The sequence below is a fragment of the Pannonibacter phragmitetus DSM 14782 genome, assembly GCF_000382365.1.
Taxonomy (GTDB): Bacteria; Pseudomonadota; Alphaproteobacteria; order Rhizobiales; family Stappiaceae; genus Pannonibacter; species Pannonibacter phragmitetus.
In genome coordinates this window covers 8,785-23,929 of the sequence record NZ_KB908241.1, presented here as the reverse complement: position 1 = coordinate 23,929, position 15,145 = coordinate 8,785, and the positions used below count along the sequence as shown (strand labels likewise).

General features: G+C 65.4%; 11 protein-coding genes. 8 read left to right on the top strand and 3 right to left on the bottom strand.

Annotated elements, in window-relative coordinates; translation table 11 throughout:
• Both H163_RS24540 and H163_RS23450 read right to left on the bottom strand, forming a co-directional pair.
• A partial coding sequence (locus H163_RS24540; protein ID WP_040679455.1) for a transposase occupies nucleotides 1–169 on the bottom strand: 169 nt, incomplete at its 3' end.
• Nucleotides 170–436: 267 nt separating this feature from the next.
• Entirely contained in the window at nucleotides 437–616 is a 180-nt protein-coding gene (locus H163_RS23450; RefSeq protein ID WP_019966687.1) for a type II toxin-antitoxin system CcdA family antitoxin, read from the bottom strand.
• A gap of 226 nt (nucleotides 617–842) precedes the next feature.
• On the opposite strand from H163_RS23450, the gene H163_RS0121540 reads away from it, so the two are divergent.
• The 8 genes from H163_RS0121540 to H163_RS0121505 all read left to right on the top strand — a co-directional run bounded on the left by H163_RS0121540 (nucleotide 843) and on the right by H163_RS0121505 (nucleotide 9,444).
• Nucleotides 843–1,343 (top strand): RNA polymerase sigma factor, encoded by a 501-nt coding sequence (locus H163_RS0121540; RefSeq protein ID WP_040679466.1) that lies wholly within the window; start codon nucleotides 843–845, stop codon nucleotides 1,341–1,343.
• A gap of 20 nt (nucleotides 1,344–1,363) precedes the next feature.
• Complete coding sequence (locus H163_RS0121535) at nucleotides 1,364–2,374, top strand: FecR family protein (protein ID WP_019966685.1); 1,011 nt, start codon at nucleotides 1,364–1,366, stop codon at nucleotides 2,372–2,374.
• Nucleotides 2,375–2,874: 500 nt separating this feature from the next.
• Nucleotides 2,875–5,274, top strand: coding sequence for a TonB-dependent siderophore receptor (locus tag H163_RS0121530; RefSeq protein WP_040679453.1), 2,400 nt, complete (start codon nucleotides 2,875–2,877; stop codon nucleotides 5,272–5,274).
• A gap of 44 nt (nucleotides 5,275–5,318) precedes the next feature.
• Nucleotides 5,319–6,224 (top strand): ABC transporter substrate-binding protein, encoded by a 906-nt coding sequence (locus H163_RS0121525; RefSeq protein ID WP_019966683.1) that lies wholly within the window; start codon nucleotides 5,319–5,321, stop codon nucleotides 6,222–6,224.
• The gene (fhuB, locus tag H163_RS0121520) at nucleotides 6,224–8,167 is read left to right on the top strand and encodes a Fe(3+)-hydroxamate ABC transporter permease FhuB (protein ID WP_019966682.1); all 1,944 of its coding nucleotides are present in this window, start codon (nucleotides 6,224–6,226) and stop codon (nucleotides 8,165–8,167) included. The genes H163_RS0121525 and fhuB overlap by 1 nt, the downstream gene beginning before the upstream one ends.
• Nucleotides 8,168–8,254: 87 nt before the next feature.
• A complete protein-coding gene (locus tag H163_RS23845) occupies nucleotides 8,255–8,875 on the top strand; it encodes a TetR/AcrR family transcriptional regulator (RefSeq protein WP_019966681.1) in 621 nt (206 codons plus the stop codon).
• Nucleotides 8,876–8,880: 5 nt separating this feature from the next.
• Entirely contained in the window at nucleotides 8,881–9,126 is a 246-nt protein-coding gene (locus H163_RS0121510; RefSeq protein ID WP_147290468.1) for a hypothetical protein, read from the top strand.
• Nucleotides 9,127–9,189: 63 nt separating this feature from the next.
• Nucleotides 9,190–9,444, top strand: a complete 255-nt coding sequence (locus H163_RS0121505) for a hypothetical protein (protein WP_019966679.1) — start codon at nucleotides 9,190–9,192, stop codon at nucleotides 9,442–9,444.
• A 752-nt stretch (nucleotides 9,445–10,196) separates the two neighbouring features.
• Here H163_RS0121505 and H163_RS23440 read toward each other — a convergent pair.
• Entirely contained in the window at nucleotides 10,197–14,468 is a 4,272-nt protein-coding gene (locus H163_RS23440) for a beta strand repeat-containing protein (RefSeq protein ID WP_019966678.1), read from the bottom strand.
• Between the last annotated feature and the right edge of the window lie 677 nt (nucleotides 14,469–15,145).

Genomic DNA, 15,145 nt, shown 5'->3' with positions numbered 1-15,145 from the left:
CCAGACGCTCCGGCGTCCGCTCGCTCTTCGCCGCTCCCAGCGCCTCGTCCATCTCTGCTTCCAGAACCTCCTGCATGACGGCGCGGATCACATCGCGCAGGCCGTCTGGGTGCGAAAGCAGAATCTCTTTGACGCTGGCGCTGGCGGTCTTAACTTCGGTCTTGGTCATGGCGGCGTTCCTTCCACGGGAAACGGTGAACTTGAACAACACCAGTCTGCCATGACCGCCATCTCTCAGCGAATTTGCAGAACTCTCAGCACACTACCAGGGGGGAGAGGAACTGGAGCCTGACTGGCAGTCCGTTACAAATACTGCCACCTCAAGGAGGAAGGGGGCTGAAACGCTATGCCCAGTCGCCCACACTGCAGGCTTTCCCTAAAACGTCTTCGGTTTCAGGCACGGTGTGTGCATCCGGACAAACGCCAAGCTTTCCCATCAGAATTGCCGGTACTGGTCCAACGGAAGGCCGTTCTCTTCCACCCAGGCATTGGAGCTTTCGAGGGCCGCAGCATTCTCCCGCAGCCAGATTTCCGCACGCTCCCGAGCCTGAGCTTTCGCCTCTGGCTTGCTGTGCCCGGCATCGTTCTGCCCGCCTGACTTGATCGCCTCCGTCATCAGATATGCCTCACGCCGTAATCCTGCGGGTTTCATATATCATGTTTGAAGCCAGCCACGGCGTTCGGGCAAGGTGACAATTTAGCCATCCCGGCACGGCCTTTCAGTCCCCATAAACTTGACTATTAAATACCAGTATTATACCCGTGCATGAGGGTCTGCCGGACATCTGCAGACACAGTCCACATTTTCCCGCCGCGCCTGCGGCATGGGGTTCTTGAAGCGCATGCCGTCAGATCAGGATCAAATTGCCGCGCTGTACCTGTCCGAGCGGGACCGGCTGCAACGGCAGATCAACCGCAAGGTTGGCTGCACGGCGGCGGCCTGCGACCTGGTGCAGGACATCTTCATGCGCCTGTGGGAGCGCATGCCCCTGCGCTGCTGCGGAGATCCGGCCTATCTCACCCGCTGCGCCCGCAATGCGGCGGTGGACCATCTGCGCGCCGAAAACACCCGCCGCACCTTCGTGGAGGGCCTGCTGCCGGACCAGTATGCCGCCGCCCCCGCCACGCCTCATGAGATCCTGCAGGCGCGTCAGGGGCTGACGGGCATTGATGCGGCGCTGGCCGCTCTTCCGGAACGCACGCGCCACATCTTCCTGCTCAACCGCATTCATGGCAGAACCTTTGCCGAGATCGCCGCAGTGATGGAGATTTCCGAGCGCATGGTGGCAAAGCACATGGCCCGCGCCATGGCCGCCTGCCAGAGCTGCCTTGCTGCCGGGTGAGCGGACGCGAAAGAACGCAGATGAGCCATGCCCCTTCCACTCCGCCCGGCGAAGGCCCGGCCCATCGCACGGCACGGGACATCGAGGCCGAGGCCCGCGCCTGGTTTGTCGATCTGCTGCAGACGCCGACCGCCCGCAAGCGCGCCGAGTTTGAAGCCTGGCGGCAGGCCGACAGCGCCCATGCCGAGGCCTTCCGCAGCATCGCGCAGGCCTGGGAAGCCGCCGAAGCGCCGGGGCGGCGGCTGGCAGAGGCCGAAAGTGAGGCGTTGGAGCGCTATCTGCAAGCAATGGACACCCGCAAGGCGAGACGCCGGACAACCCGGCGCCTGACGGGGCTGGCGCTTGCGTTGCTGGCGGTTCTGGGCGGGGCCATCTGGCTGGAGCGGCCCGAACTTTTCGAGGACTTGCGCGCCGATTACGTCAGCCCGCGCGGCAGCCGCACCGCCATCACCCTTGCCGATGGCTCTTCCGTGCTGCTGGATGCCGGCAGCGCGCTGGCAGAGGATTTCACGCCCGGCGAAAGGCGCGTGCGCCTGCTGCGCGGCACGGCCTTTTTCGATGTGGTCCGCAACGAAACCCGCCCCTTTACCGTGGCAGCGGCAGGCGGCAGCATCACGGTTCTGGGCACCCGTTTCGACGTGCGCCTTCAGGATGACGGCGGCACCGTCACGCTGGATCACGGCAGCGTTTCCGTCACCGCAGAAGGCGCTGAGGCCGTGCTGAAGCCGGGCGAGCAGGTGGATTTCGGCGGCAAGGGCGTCTCCGCCCCCCGCCCTGTGGACCTTGACGAGACACTGGCCTGGCGGAACGGCCGTTTCGTCTTCTACCGCGCCAGCCTCGGTTCGGTGCTGCAGGAAATCGGCCGCTACCGCAAGGGCCGCATTCTCGTCACCTCCGATGCTTTGGCCAGCGAAATGGTCAGCGGCAGTTTTTCGCTGGACGATACCGACGCCGCCCTCGCCGCCCTGCAATCCTCCGTCGGCTTCCGCATCACCTCAGTCGCAGGCCGGCTGACGGTGATCTCGCGGTAGATTGAGGCGGCCTTCATGGCAGCCTCTGCGCTGCAGCGGATTTCCATTCGCTGCAGAAGCTCCACACCCTCCGCGCCGTCCCGGCCCTGTGCCGGGACCTGTCAGGGACGCAGTGTGGCCCCCGCCACTGCAAGTGCTCGAGGAGAGAGGCCGCACCAGCCTTACAGGCCCCGGCGCAGGGCCGGGGCGGCGCGGTGGGTGGAATTGACGAAACGGCAAACGGCCGGCGAGAGCAAGCCTCTCTGCCGAGAACACATATCACCGCTCTGGAAACGAGTGGCTCCCGGATCTCCGCTTCGCTCCGTCCGGGACGGCGCGGAGTGTGTGGCGGGGCAGCACCCTCTCATCTGCCGCTGATCCGCCCCAACGCCCCCTCAAAAAAAACAAAAAACGCATCCCGCCGGTTCATGAAGCCCGCCGCTCATCCGTGAAGAGGATAGAGACACGGCAGGAAGGGGGCTTCCGCCGTGCAAAAGCCTTGCGAATTGAGGACAGATAACATGGCGTTGAACGGGTTGGGCAAATCGGGCGGACTGCGGCGGGCGGGACTTCTTCTGGCGGCAACGCTGCTGACGCCGGTGGCCATCATGACGGCGGGAGCCGGTGAAGCCAGGGCGCAGGCGGCAAGCCAGCAGTTCAGCTTCAACATCGCCGCCAAGCCGGTGCCGCAGGCCGTCAATGACATTGGCCGCATTACCGGCCTTGCCGTTGTGGTGCGCGAGAACCAGGCCATCACCCGCGCGGGCAACCCGGTGCGCGGCTCCATGACGGCGGCCGAAGCCCTGACACGCCTGTTGCAGGGCACCGGCCTTTCCTACCGCTTCAGCAACCCCGGCACGGTGCAGGTCTATGACCCCGCGGCAGCAGATGCGGGCACCAGCGCCACGGCCACCAGCGGCACCACGCTGGACAAGATCCAGCTGCAGGGCGACACCAACGGCGCCACCACCTTCGTTGCCACCAACGTGACCGGCGCCACCAAGATGGACGCGCCGCTCATCGAGGTGCCGCAGTCCGTGTCCGTCGTCGGCCGCAAGCAGATGGAAACGCAGAATGCCCAGAGCGTGACCGAAGTTCTGCGCTATGTGCCGGGTGTCGCCATCGAAACCTATGGCCCGGACCCCAAGGGCTATGACTGGATCATGATGCGCGGCTTCAATGCGCAGGCCACCAGCTCCTACATGGACGGGCTGCGCCAGGTTTCCAGCAGCTACAGCTTCTTCCGCACCGACCCTTACCAGCTGGACTCCGTTGAAGTGCTGCGCGGCCCCTCCTCCGCGCTTTTCGGCCAGAGCGATGCGGGCGGCGTGGTCAACAAGACAAGCAAGAAGCCGGCGGAAGAAGTCATCCGCCAGATCGCCTTCGACTATGGCAGCCATGACCGCAAGCAGGCGCAGTTTGACCTGAGCGGCCCGCTCAACGAAGACAAGACGGTGCTTTACCGCGTCATCGGCACGGCGCGCGATGCCAACACCCAGTTCAAATATTCCGATGGCTCGAAGATCGGCGATGACCGGCTGATGATCGCTCCGGCGATCACCTGGAAGCCCAGCATGGACACCAGCCTGACCCTGAGCGGGCAGGTGCTGCGCGACGAGAGCGGCGGCACCATCATGCTGTTCACGCCGACGAACATCCTGCTGGGTGACCCGAACTTCAACCAGAGCGAACAGCAGCAGCAGACCATCGGCTACGAATTCGCGCATCGCTTCAACGACACCTGGTCGGTGAAGCAGAACGTGCGCTACGGCCACACGGACTTCCTGCTCGACAACCTGTTCCTCTCGGGCATGAATTCCTCGGGCGTCACCCGCATCGCCCGCCGCTTTGACGAAAGCTTCGATGCCTTCACTGCCGACAATCAGGTGCTGGCGAAGTTCGACACCGGCCCCGCCTCCCATCAGGCGCTGATGGGCATCGACTACAGCTGGTCCGATGCGGATGTGAAGCGTTTCCAGGGGCTTGCACCCACGCTCAATCCGTTCACGCCGGTCTATGGCGTCAGCGTGCCGGTGCCCACGGCGGCCTTCATCAACTATTCCGAGCGCTACCACCAGACCGGCCTCTACGTGCAGGACCAGATCAAGTTCGGCAACGGCTTTATCGCCACGCTTGGCGGGCGCTATGACTGGCTGAGCATGGACACGCACAACCGGCTGACCAGCACCACCACGAAGCTGGATGTGGGCCAGTTCTCGGGCCGTGCGGGCCTCAGCTACGTCACCGCCTTTGGCGTGGTGCCCTATGTCAGCTTCTCCCAGTCCTTCGTGCCCAATGGCGGCGTCGATGCGCGCGGCAACACCTTCGATCCCTCGCAGGGCAACCAGTGGGAAGCGGGCATCAAGTACCAGCCGCAGGGCTTTGACGGCCTCTTCACCGCCGCCTATTTCGACATCACCAAGAACAACGTGCTGAACTATCTTGCCAACGGCACGGCGGTGGCGACCGGTGAGATCCAGTCGCGCGGCCTTGAGCTGGAAGCCCGGTTCAACGTCACCCGCAACTGGGATTTCACCGCCTCCTACACCTACACCAAGGCGGAAATCACCAAGGATGCGGCCTCGGGCAATGTCGGCAAGCGGCCCATGCTGGTGCCCGAGCATCAGGCCTCCGGCTGGCTGAACTACACCTTCACCTCCGGCGTGCTGGAAGGGGCGTCGCTGGGCGCGGGCATCCGTCACGTGGGCGATGTGTTCGGCAACAATGCCAACACCTTCAGCGTGCCGAGCCGCACCCTCTTTGATGCCGGAGCCAGCTACCGCGTCAACGAGCACGCCAAGCTGCAGATCAACGCCACCAACCTGTTCGACAAGAAGTACTACACCACCTGCGACGCCAGCTACTCCTGCTATCAGGGCGACCGGCGCACGGTGATGGGCCGTCTGACCGTCGATTTCTGAGAAAGGCATCCCTGCCGGATCACCTTCCGGCGGGGGCTCATTGCATGCCGGACAGACGCACGCTCCTTGCCGCCGCCCTGAAGGGCACCCTCGCCGCTGCCCTGCTGCCCTTTGGCGGAGCGTCCTTGCGCGCCGATGGCAGGCGGCGGATTGCGGCCATCGACTGGGCGGCAGCGGAATCCCTCATGGCCCTTGGCCTGCCGCCGCTGGCTGTGGCCGACACCGGCTATTTCAACCAGCGCATGCCGCAGGCCCTGCCCCCGGAAACGCAGGACATTGGCCCCTTCTGGGCCGTCAATCTGGAACTCCTCGACCGGTTGCGGCCCGATCTGATCTTTCTGGGCGCGCCGAGCCTGTTCATGACGCCGCTTCTCAAGGACATTGCGCCGGTTGAGGTGGTGGCCGAAGGAGACAGCGGCGGGCGTTCCGCCGCCATCCTGTTTCAATGCGCCGCAGCCGCAGGCCTGCCGGACACCGCCGCAAGCTCGCTGCTGGCCCGGATTGCCAAAGAAACCAGCGCCCTTGCCGCCAATCTTGCGGAAACCCTTCCCGATGCACCGCCGGTCTGCATTCTGCTGGCCGACCAGAGCGGCGGGCGCGCCACCCTCTATGGCAAGGGCAGCATGCCGGACACGGTGCTGACGCGCCTCGGGCTCAGCAACGGCTGGACCGGGCCGGTCAATGCCAGCGGCTTCACGCAGGCCGGGATGGACCGGCTGATGCCGCTTGAGAATGCGATCCTCATCCGGATCACCATCCCCTCGCTGGAGGCCCAGACCGAACGGGCGCTCGGCAACAGCCAGATCTGGCAGCAGCTTCCCGCCGTGCGGCAGGGCCGCCTTGCGCGCATCAGCCAGTTCTATCCTTTCGGCGGCTGCCTGTCGGAGCTGCATCTTGCCCGCTCCGTTGCCAAAGCTGTGCTGGACCTGACGCGGGAGAGAAAATCCTGATGCCCGCCCCCGGCCTTCCTGCTGCAATGCCGCCCCATGCGGCCCTTCGTGCTTCTCTCCTCACCGGTCTGCTGGCGGTGCCCGCGCTGGCGCTGGCGGGACTGGCCATCACCGGCACCTCCGATCCGCTGAGCCTCACCTACAGCCTTCTGCCGCGCATTCTGGCGGCGCTGGTGGCCGGGGCGCTGCTGGGGCTGGGCGGGGCCGTGTTCCAGCGCGTCTTCAACAACCCCCTGGCCGAGCCGTCGCTGCTGGGCATCACCGGCGGGGCAGCGCTGTGCATGGCCGCAACGCTGGTGCTGGCGCCCGTCCTGTGGTCGCAGGGCTATCAGATCGTGGCGCTGGCCGGGGCGGGACTGGCCCTTGCCGCCGTGCTCGCCATCGCCTGGGGGCCTCATCTCAATTCGCAGAAGCTGGTGCTCGCCGGGGTGATGGTGAACCTGCTGTGCAATGCCGCCTATTCGCTGCTGGTGCTGTTCAACCACGACTTTCTCAGCAACCTGCTGACCTGGCAGGCTGGATCGCTGCAACAGAACGGCTGGGCCGCGCCGCTGCGGCTCACGGTTCTGGCGTTTCTCGCCATCATCCCCCTGTGGCTGCTGGAACGGCCGCTGCGGCTGCTGGCTCTGGGCGATGCAGGGGCCACAAGCCTTGGCCTGCCGGTGCGCATGGTCAAGCTGCTGATGCTGGGCCTCGTTTCCTGCCTTGCCGCCTGCGTGACGGCGGAATTCGGCCAGATCGGCCTCATTGGCCTCGCCGCCCCGGCCCTCGCCCGGGCCATCCGCCAGCGGGCAAACCCCGGCCTTGCCACCGCCGCCTTCACCGGCGCGCTGCTGCTGCTCACCGCCGACCAGTGCATGCGGCTACTTGCGCCCTTTGCCGGAGATCTGCCCGTGGGCGCCGCAGCAGGGCTCTTTGCAGGCCCTCTGCTCATCCTTCTCGCCCGCCGTGCCGCGGGCAGCGTGCCGCTGACTTTTCAGCTGCAGGCACCGCAGCGCAAGGCCGGAGCGCGCCTCCTGCTGCTGCTGGGCCTTGCCCTGACCCTGGCTTTTGCCGCAGCCCTTGTTGTGGGCCGCGAGCCAGGCGGCTGGTCCCTGGCGCTGGACGGCGGGGAGTTCGCCCGCATCTGGCAATGGCGCCTGCCGCCGCTGCTCGGCTCGGCCAGTGCGGGTCTCTGCCTTGCCCTCGCGGGCCTGCTGCTGCAACGCCTGCTGCGCAATCCGCTGGCAAGCCCGGACCTGCTCGGCATCGGCCATGGCGCAGGCCTTGCGCTGGCGCTGGCGCTCGTCATTCTGCCCGCAGCCAGCGCCCCGGCGAAACTGGCTGTGACGCTGACCGGCGCGGGGCTCGCCATGCTGGCGGTGACCCTGCTTGCCCTGCGCAGCCGCTTTGATCCGGCACGCATGCTGCTGATTGGTGCGGGCATCGCCAGCACCGCCAATGCCCTGCTTGTGCTGGTCATGGCCGGCGGCGGCCAGCGGGGGGCGGCGCTGCTCGGCTGGTTCTCCGGCATCACCTCCTCCACCAGCCTGCCGGTGGCCGTGGCTGCCGCCCTCACCGGCTGCGCCTGCCTAGGCGGGAGCCTGCTGCTCAGCCGCAGGGTCGATCTGGTGGCACTGGGAGAGCCTGCCGCCATCAGCCTCGGCGTGTCCGTGCGCCGCACCCGCATCATCGGCCTGACGCTCGCAGCCCTTGCCACCGCCGCCGGAACGCTCGTCACCGGCCCCGTCAGCTTCATCGGCATTCTGGTGCCGCATCTCGTCACACGCCTTGGCTTCCGGGGCACAGCCAGCGCCAGCATCGCCTGCGGCCTCACCGGCGCGCTGCTGATGACGCTGGCCGAATGGGCGAGCCAGACCCTCGCCTGGCCCTGGCCCCTCTCCCCCGGCCTCCTCGCCGCCCTCCTAGGCGGCCCATCGTTCCTTTGGCTCCTGCGGCGTTAGCCGGCGCAGGGGTGAGGCGCTTTTGCCCTCTTGCGCAGGCATCGGAAGTTTAATATAGAACGGTTGTCCGTTTTATATGAGTGAGCCATGCCCCGCATCAGCCCGGAAAAACTTGAGGAGCGCCGTCAGCAGATCCGTGCGGCGGCGGCGCGGTGTTTTGCACGCAAGGGCATTCAGGCCACCACCATGCGCGAGATTTTTGCCGAAGCGGGCCTCAGCGCCGGGGCGGTCTACAATTACTACAGGACCAAGGATGACCTGATCGCCGATGGCATCACCGCCAGCACGGCGGAAAGCGCGGAGGCGATCACGGCGGCCGCAGAAGTGTTGAGCTTTGATGAGGTCATCGGCCAGTTCCTTGCCGATCTGAAGGCTGCCGCCAGCGATGGCCGCGCCCGGGCGACGCCGATGATCCATGCCGAGGTGGCGGTGCGGCCGGATCTGCTGAAGATATTTCAGGAGGGGCGCAGCCGGATCCGCGATGCGCTGCGCGCGCAGCTCGCCCGCACAAGGCCGGATCTCTTGCCGCAAGAAACCGCAACGCTCGCCGGCTTCGTCCTCGCCTTCTATCAGGGCCTCGTATCGGAAGCTGCCCTCGGCAGCCTGCCGGATCTGGCGGCCATGCACGGCATCATCCGGCTGGTGCTGAGCCAGTATGGCAGGGCCCCTGATGCACCCCGCTCCCCCCACCTCTCACCGGAAGGATGAAGGCCATGAACCCCGTTCACATCACCAAGCACACGGAAGCCGGGCCGGACCGCCACATCCGCATTCCCGGCCGCCTTGCCCTGCTGGCTACGCGCCTGATGCCCGGCCCGGCAGTGCGCGCCCTGACGGAGAAAGGCCTCAACCTGCCCGCGCTCGGCGCCGCCCTGCGCCAGAACACGCCCTTCGACTGCGTGCTGGAAGTGCATGAGCACAAGGTGCCCACCACCGTGCGGATCAGCACCGGCGGGTGACGTGAAACGGCGGGCCGCAGCCGCCCCGGCGGGCGGGGCCGTGGCTCTGCCGGACAGGCCCCTGTGGTGCCTCCTGCCGGTTCAGTCAGCCTTGCGCAGTCCGGCGGGCGCCTGTTGCAGTGCGCTGTCCAGCGCCTGCAGGCACATCGCGGCATCGGCGGCGGCACGGTTTCCACCCAAGCCGGGCGGCTTTTCGCGTCATCGTCGATCAGCGGCAGCGGCGCGCTGACGGAGGTGTTGCCGTGGCAGCTGTCTTCGGTGTCGGCAATGCCTTCCCTGCCCGGCGCCGCCCGCCGCGCCAGAGCCTCCACCACATAGGGATGGCTATCGCATATGGCTGATGAGCGATGTGAGGACGTCCTCGTCCCATTCAGCCTTTTTGATTTTCCGCCTGATTGAGGCCTTGTCAGGATGAGAGCGGATGGCGCACGTTGCTGCTGCGCGGATCAGGCAAAGTTTCAAAACAAGCGGCAAATCTACTCATCACAGCCTCCCGGGACGGAGAACTCATGAATCGATTTGCCTCAGTAAAACAACCCCTTATTCGACATACGCGATTCCCCTGCCACCAGGGGGAGGGGGGCTGAAACGCTGTGCCGGAATGATCAGAACGCAGGCTTTCCTTCAAACCATGACCGGGGAGCCTGACTGTCAGTCCGTTGTAAACACTGCCGCCTCATGGAGAGAGAGGCGCCCTGTCCTCCCCCTCGTGGGGATTGTTTACATTGGACGCGCGGAGGAGGATTGGGGCTTCGTTTTGCCGCAGCGCCCTCTCCCCCTCAAGGGGGGAGAGGGCGCTGCGGTGAGTGGGCGTGGCCTTTCAGCCCGCTCCGCGCCGCCCCGGTCTTGTGCCGGGGCCTGTCAGGTTGCCACCGCACCCCGGCATCGGGCGCTTTCGATCGATGATAGCCGCAGAAAACAACCGCCTTGCGCCCATGACGGGTCCCCGCACAAGGCGGGGACGGCGCGGTGCGTGTGGCAAGCCTGCAGCCCGGTTACTCTGGCAGAGCTTTTCAGCCCCCCTCCCCCTCGTGGGGAGGGGGGCTGAAACGACGTGCCGGGAGCTGGCATCAGTTCGAGGAGCATGAGATCGTGAAGTCCGGGCCTAGCGGGCACATGCCGCTTGTCAGCTGCAGATCCAGGTCCGTCATGCTGCCGCTGGAGCCCGCACCCCCGGAGGGGCCAGTGCCCGAAGCGGCCGCGCTGACGATCGCCTGTGGCTGGGCCGTGGACACAACCGCCCCCTGCTGAAGACCGGTCCCGAAACTTGCCACCATCAGAAACACCGGATTGAAGACCGGCTGCGTGATGATGACGGCGGGCGGCGGCGGCAGGGCCGGATCAACGGCGACAGGGGGCAGCGGTGCGGGCGTGCTGCCGCCACTGCCTGCATTCACGGTAAACTGTCCCTGCCGGTAGGTCAGCGTGTAATTGCCTGCCGCAGCGCCGGAGAGCGTGCCGCCCGAAGCCGCCGTGATGTAGCCGCTGCCCACGGCGGACGCGGAAGTGGCGTTGGCCGTGACGCTGACGCCCGTGAGGAGGCTGTCCGTCTGCTGGTTCTTCCAGCCAGAGACCGAATAGCCCAGAACCGGCACGCTGCCGCCAAAGACCATGGAACCATCCGCTGCCGTCACGGTGAGGGTTGCGGGCGTGACGGCGAGGTTCGCGCCCGTGAAGGAGGTCAGCGTGTAGTTGGACGGCACCGCAAGCGTGCCCTGCGTGATGCTGTAGCTGCCCGCATTCGAGGTGGAGGTGGCAGCCGTGGCCAGAGCGCCGGTGAGCGTGTCGCCATTCACCAGACCGGAGCCGCCGACCGTATAGGTCAGCGTGGGCACCGTATCGCCATAGACCATCGACTTCGCGTCAGCCGTCACGGTGATGGCACGGGCCGTGACCGTCACGTCCGCTCCTGTATAGGTGATCTCATAATTGGCGTTGCCCAGCGTACCCAGCGTGATCGCATAAGTGCCGGTATTCGCAGTGGACGAAGCCAGTGTCGCCAGCGCTCCGGCGAGGCTGTCGCCATTCACCAGACCGGAGCCACCGACCGTATATGTCAGCGTGGGCAGAGTATCGCCATAGACCACAGACTGCGCTTCAGCCGTGACCGAGATGGGACGGGCTGTGACCGTCGTTGTGCCAGACCCGTAGACGAAGACGCGGTAGGTGACGCCGCCCGTGCTGGTGTGGCTGGTGTTAAGGTCGAAGTCCGTAGCGGTGGTGCCGGCGTTTGCAGAGGCATTGGCCGCGAGGGAGAGGCCCGTAAGCGTGATGCTGTCGCCCGAAGGGCCGAAGACATAGGCAGACGGCCCGCCACTGCTGCCGGTGAAGCCTGACAGGGTGCCGGTGCTGCTTCCGTAAACGCTGCTGCTGGTGCCGCCGGTCACAGTGATCACCGGATTGACTGCATAGAGCTGCGGATAATAGCCGGTGCTTGAAGGCGCCCAGGTGGATGTGAAGCTCCAGGTGGAGGCGGCCGCCATGAAGCCGGCGGTGTCCTGGAACTCGGCGGTGGTCAGGGCCGTCACGCCGGTGGCCGAGCTGTTGCTTCCGACGCCGGCCGTGCGCCCCGTGGTCGTGGAATCGAAAAAGGAGGAGGAGAGAGATGCCGTTCCCGCCATGTTGCCGATCAGCCCACCCACGGTGGTGGTCCCGCTGACGGCGCCAGTCGCATAGCTTGCTGAAACGCTTGCGGTGCTGGTGAGCGACCCCATCAGTCCGCCCACATTGGTGGTGCCGCTGACGGCACCGGTCGCATAGCTTTCTGTAATACGTGCAGTACTGCCGCCCAGCGATCCGATCAATCCTCCAACGGCGGTCGTGCCTGTGACAGCTGAAGTCGAATAGGATTTGGTGACGGCAAGGGAACTGCCCCCAACGCCAACCAGGCCTCCCGTATTGGAGCCCCCACTGACGACTCCCGTCGCATAAGATTCAGTGATCGTTCCGGCCGTTCCGCTCCCCACCAAGCCGCCCGCGCCGGACACGGTCGCGGTCACTTTTCCCGTCGCGTAAGACTGGGATATGGTAGCGTTGCTCTGAAATTGCCCAACGAGTCCGCCCGCATAGGCGGCGCCGGTGGCTGCGGTAGACTTGACCTCTCCGGTCGCGTACGATCGGGTAATACTGGCGGAGCTGCCTTGGGCTATTCCGGCCAGTCCGCCGACTGGGTAACCGGATGATGTCACGTTACCGGTGCTGTAGCTGTCCTCGATTTTGCCGTTGTTGACGTTGCCGACCAGGCCGCCGATCGTATTGGTGCCAGTCACCGTCGCGCTTGAATAGGACTTCGATACGGTGCTTCCTGCGCCCAGGATGCCGACGAGGGCCCCCGTGCTGGTCCCGCCCGTCACGGATCCGCCGGACAGACCGATATTGCGCAAGGTTGCATTCGCCGTATAGCTGAACAGACCGGTAAAAGGGGTGGTCCGGTTGATGGTCAGGCCGGAAATGACATGCCCCATCCCGTCGAATATTCCGGTAAAGTTCGCCGAGGAGCTCCCGATCGGGGTGAACCCGAGGCCGCTGTTCCAGCTGGCAGAAGCGCTCGCGTCAATGTCGCGGCCCTGGGCATATTTGCCCGACAGGCTGGTGCTGACGTCCTGCAGATTTTGCAGCGTATTGACCAGCATGTAGCCGGTGACGGCCGTGCTGGTGCCTGCAAGAGCCGAATAGGAGGTCGGGGCGGTGTAGCTGGACGGATTGTAATAGACCGAGAGGCCGCCCGAGGCCGTGGCCTTGATCCCCGAACCGAAGGTGACCGTGCCCGTGCCGGTGCCGGTGTTGTCTGCCCGCAGCACCAGCGACGAACCCGTGGCTCCGGTGAGATTGGCATTGACGGCGATGTTGCCAAAGGCGGACAGGGTGAGCTTTGTGGCAGCGGTCCAGGTCACCGGATCCACGACCGTGATGTCCCCCGCCTGGCTGCCGCCGGCGCCGGTCGTCACGATCACATTGGCTGTGGCGAGCGCGGTGGCCAGCGTCCCGGCATTCAGCACACTGTCATCGGCATTCGCGGAAAAGCCGTTCATGCCGCTGTCTGCGGCGTTGGAAATGGTGACGTTGTAAGGGTCCAGCAGCAGGTTGCCGAAGCCGCCGGGGCCAGAAAGGTCCGTGCGGCCGGTGTAGGACAGAACCGCCTTGCCGGAGACTTCCGCCTCGCCGCCAGTGCCTGCGCCTGCGCCTTGCGCGCTGATCAGGCCTGCAAAAGTGGTGAGGCCGTCTGACCAGACCACCACCGTGCCGCCGTTGCCGCTCTGCGTGGCATCGGCGCGGATGATGCTGGCCGCATCAATGCTGGTGGTCTCGGCCCGCTGCGTGCTGCCCGTGCCCTGCCAGCCGCCGCCAATCTTCACCGTGCCGCCGCCCGTGGCGCCCGAGGCATCAATCTGCGCGCTCTTCAGAGCCACCTGCTGGCCGGTCACCGTGATCTTGCCGCCCTTGCCGCTGGCAGACTTGGCCGCCGCCTTGCCGGAGACGGTGACCTTGCCGCCCCCGCCGCCGCCGATGACGATCTCGCCATCGCTGCCCGAAATGCTGTCTGCCTCGACAGAGCCGGACAGGTTCACCGCATGGCGCGCCGCATTGCGGGCGGTGGCCGCCTTCATAACAACCGTGCCGCCCTCGGCGGAAATCTGCCCGCTGTTCTCAACCAGCGCGCCGTCGCCTTCCGCCCCTGCTGCCGTTGGCAGAGCCACCTGCAGGAAACCGTCGCCGGACAGATCCAGCGTCGCCTGCTCGCCCGAGCCAAGGCCCACCTTGCCGAGCGGCACGGCAATCAGCCCGTCATTCCTGACCGTACCGCCGATCAGCGCCGCATAGCCGCCGCGCCCGATGGTGATCACGCCTTCATTGCTGACACCGGCGGACGACCCGTTGCCGGAGAACCGGTACAGGCCCTTCAGGAAGTCTTCGTTGGAGATATCCAGCGTGGACGCGACAAAGCCGCCGCCCGCATTGACCGTGCCGGAGGAGGTGATGGTGATGCCATTCGGATTGATGAGATAGACCTGACCGTTGCCGGTGAGCGCGCCGGCGATCGTCGAGGTGGCGCTGCCGGTGACACGGTTGAGGATAGCCGAAGACACGTCCGGCTGAACGAAATGGACCGAGTTGCCCGCGCCGATGGAAAAGCCGTGCCAGTTGACAATGGCTCGATCAGAACCTTGCGTCACCGTCATCACCGGCCCGCTCACGCCGATGGCAACCGGGCCGGAGACAACCTGACCGCCCGTGGGAAGACCATCACCCGCCATTGCGGCAGCAGGCTGCAGCACAAGCGCAGTTGATGCAAGCCAGGCCGTCAGGCGGGTGGGGCGCGTCACGTGATCACACTTGCTCATTCCATCCCTCGCGCGCTTCGCATGTACAGTCCAAACACAACTCACCCGGACATCCCTCGGGGCACAGTCTTCCAGCCGCCGGGCCTGCAGAACCGCGCAGTCAGGCAGAACAACCCTGCCCTGCGGGCCTCAAACCGGATCTGAAGAGATTCCATTCATGACCGGAAGCATCCAATAGGGAACAGATAATCAATATTGTTATCGTTTTTCTTGGAAAGAATCAGGCCACTCAACCGTCCATTCTTAAAATCTGCGGGCCACTCAAGCCAGTGCCACGATAATAAATAGCGGCCGTGCTGTCATGTCATTTGAGCAAGCTGGACGTGTATGAATGTTGATCTGTTCATGACGTGTCCAGACGGAATTGGCACGTGACCCGGCGGGAGAAAAACAGCCACGAGGGCATCCCGGCTGAGCCTGGCAAGATCCGCCCTGACGGCACCCCCAATGGCACGGAAGTTCAGAGTGTCAGGCGAATACCGTCTTTGTACAGTTATACGCATGACCACTGTTAATCCGAATGTCTGTTCCATCCAACTTCGTGAAGCGCCTTAGATCATTCCCTGCACCGCTTGAGGTGAAGTCGAATATCCTACTCGGCCCAGGCGCATTGATCACCGGCCCGGAGGTGGACGGCTGGGTGAGGGTTGTCTGGGCGGTGGAACCTGCACTCTGGG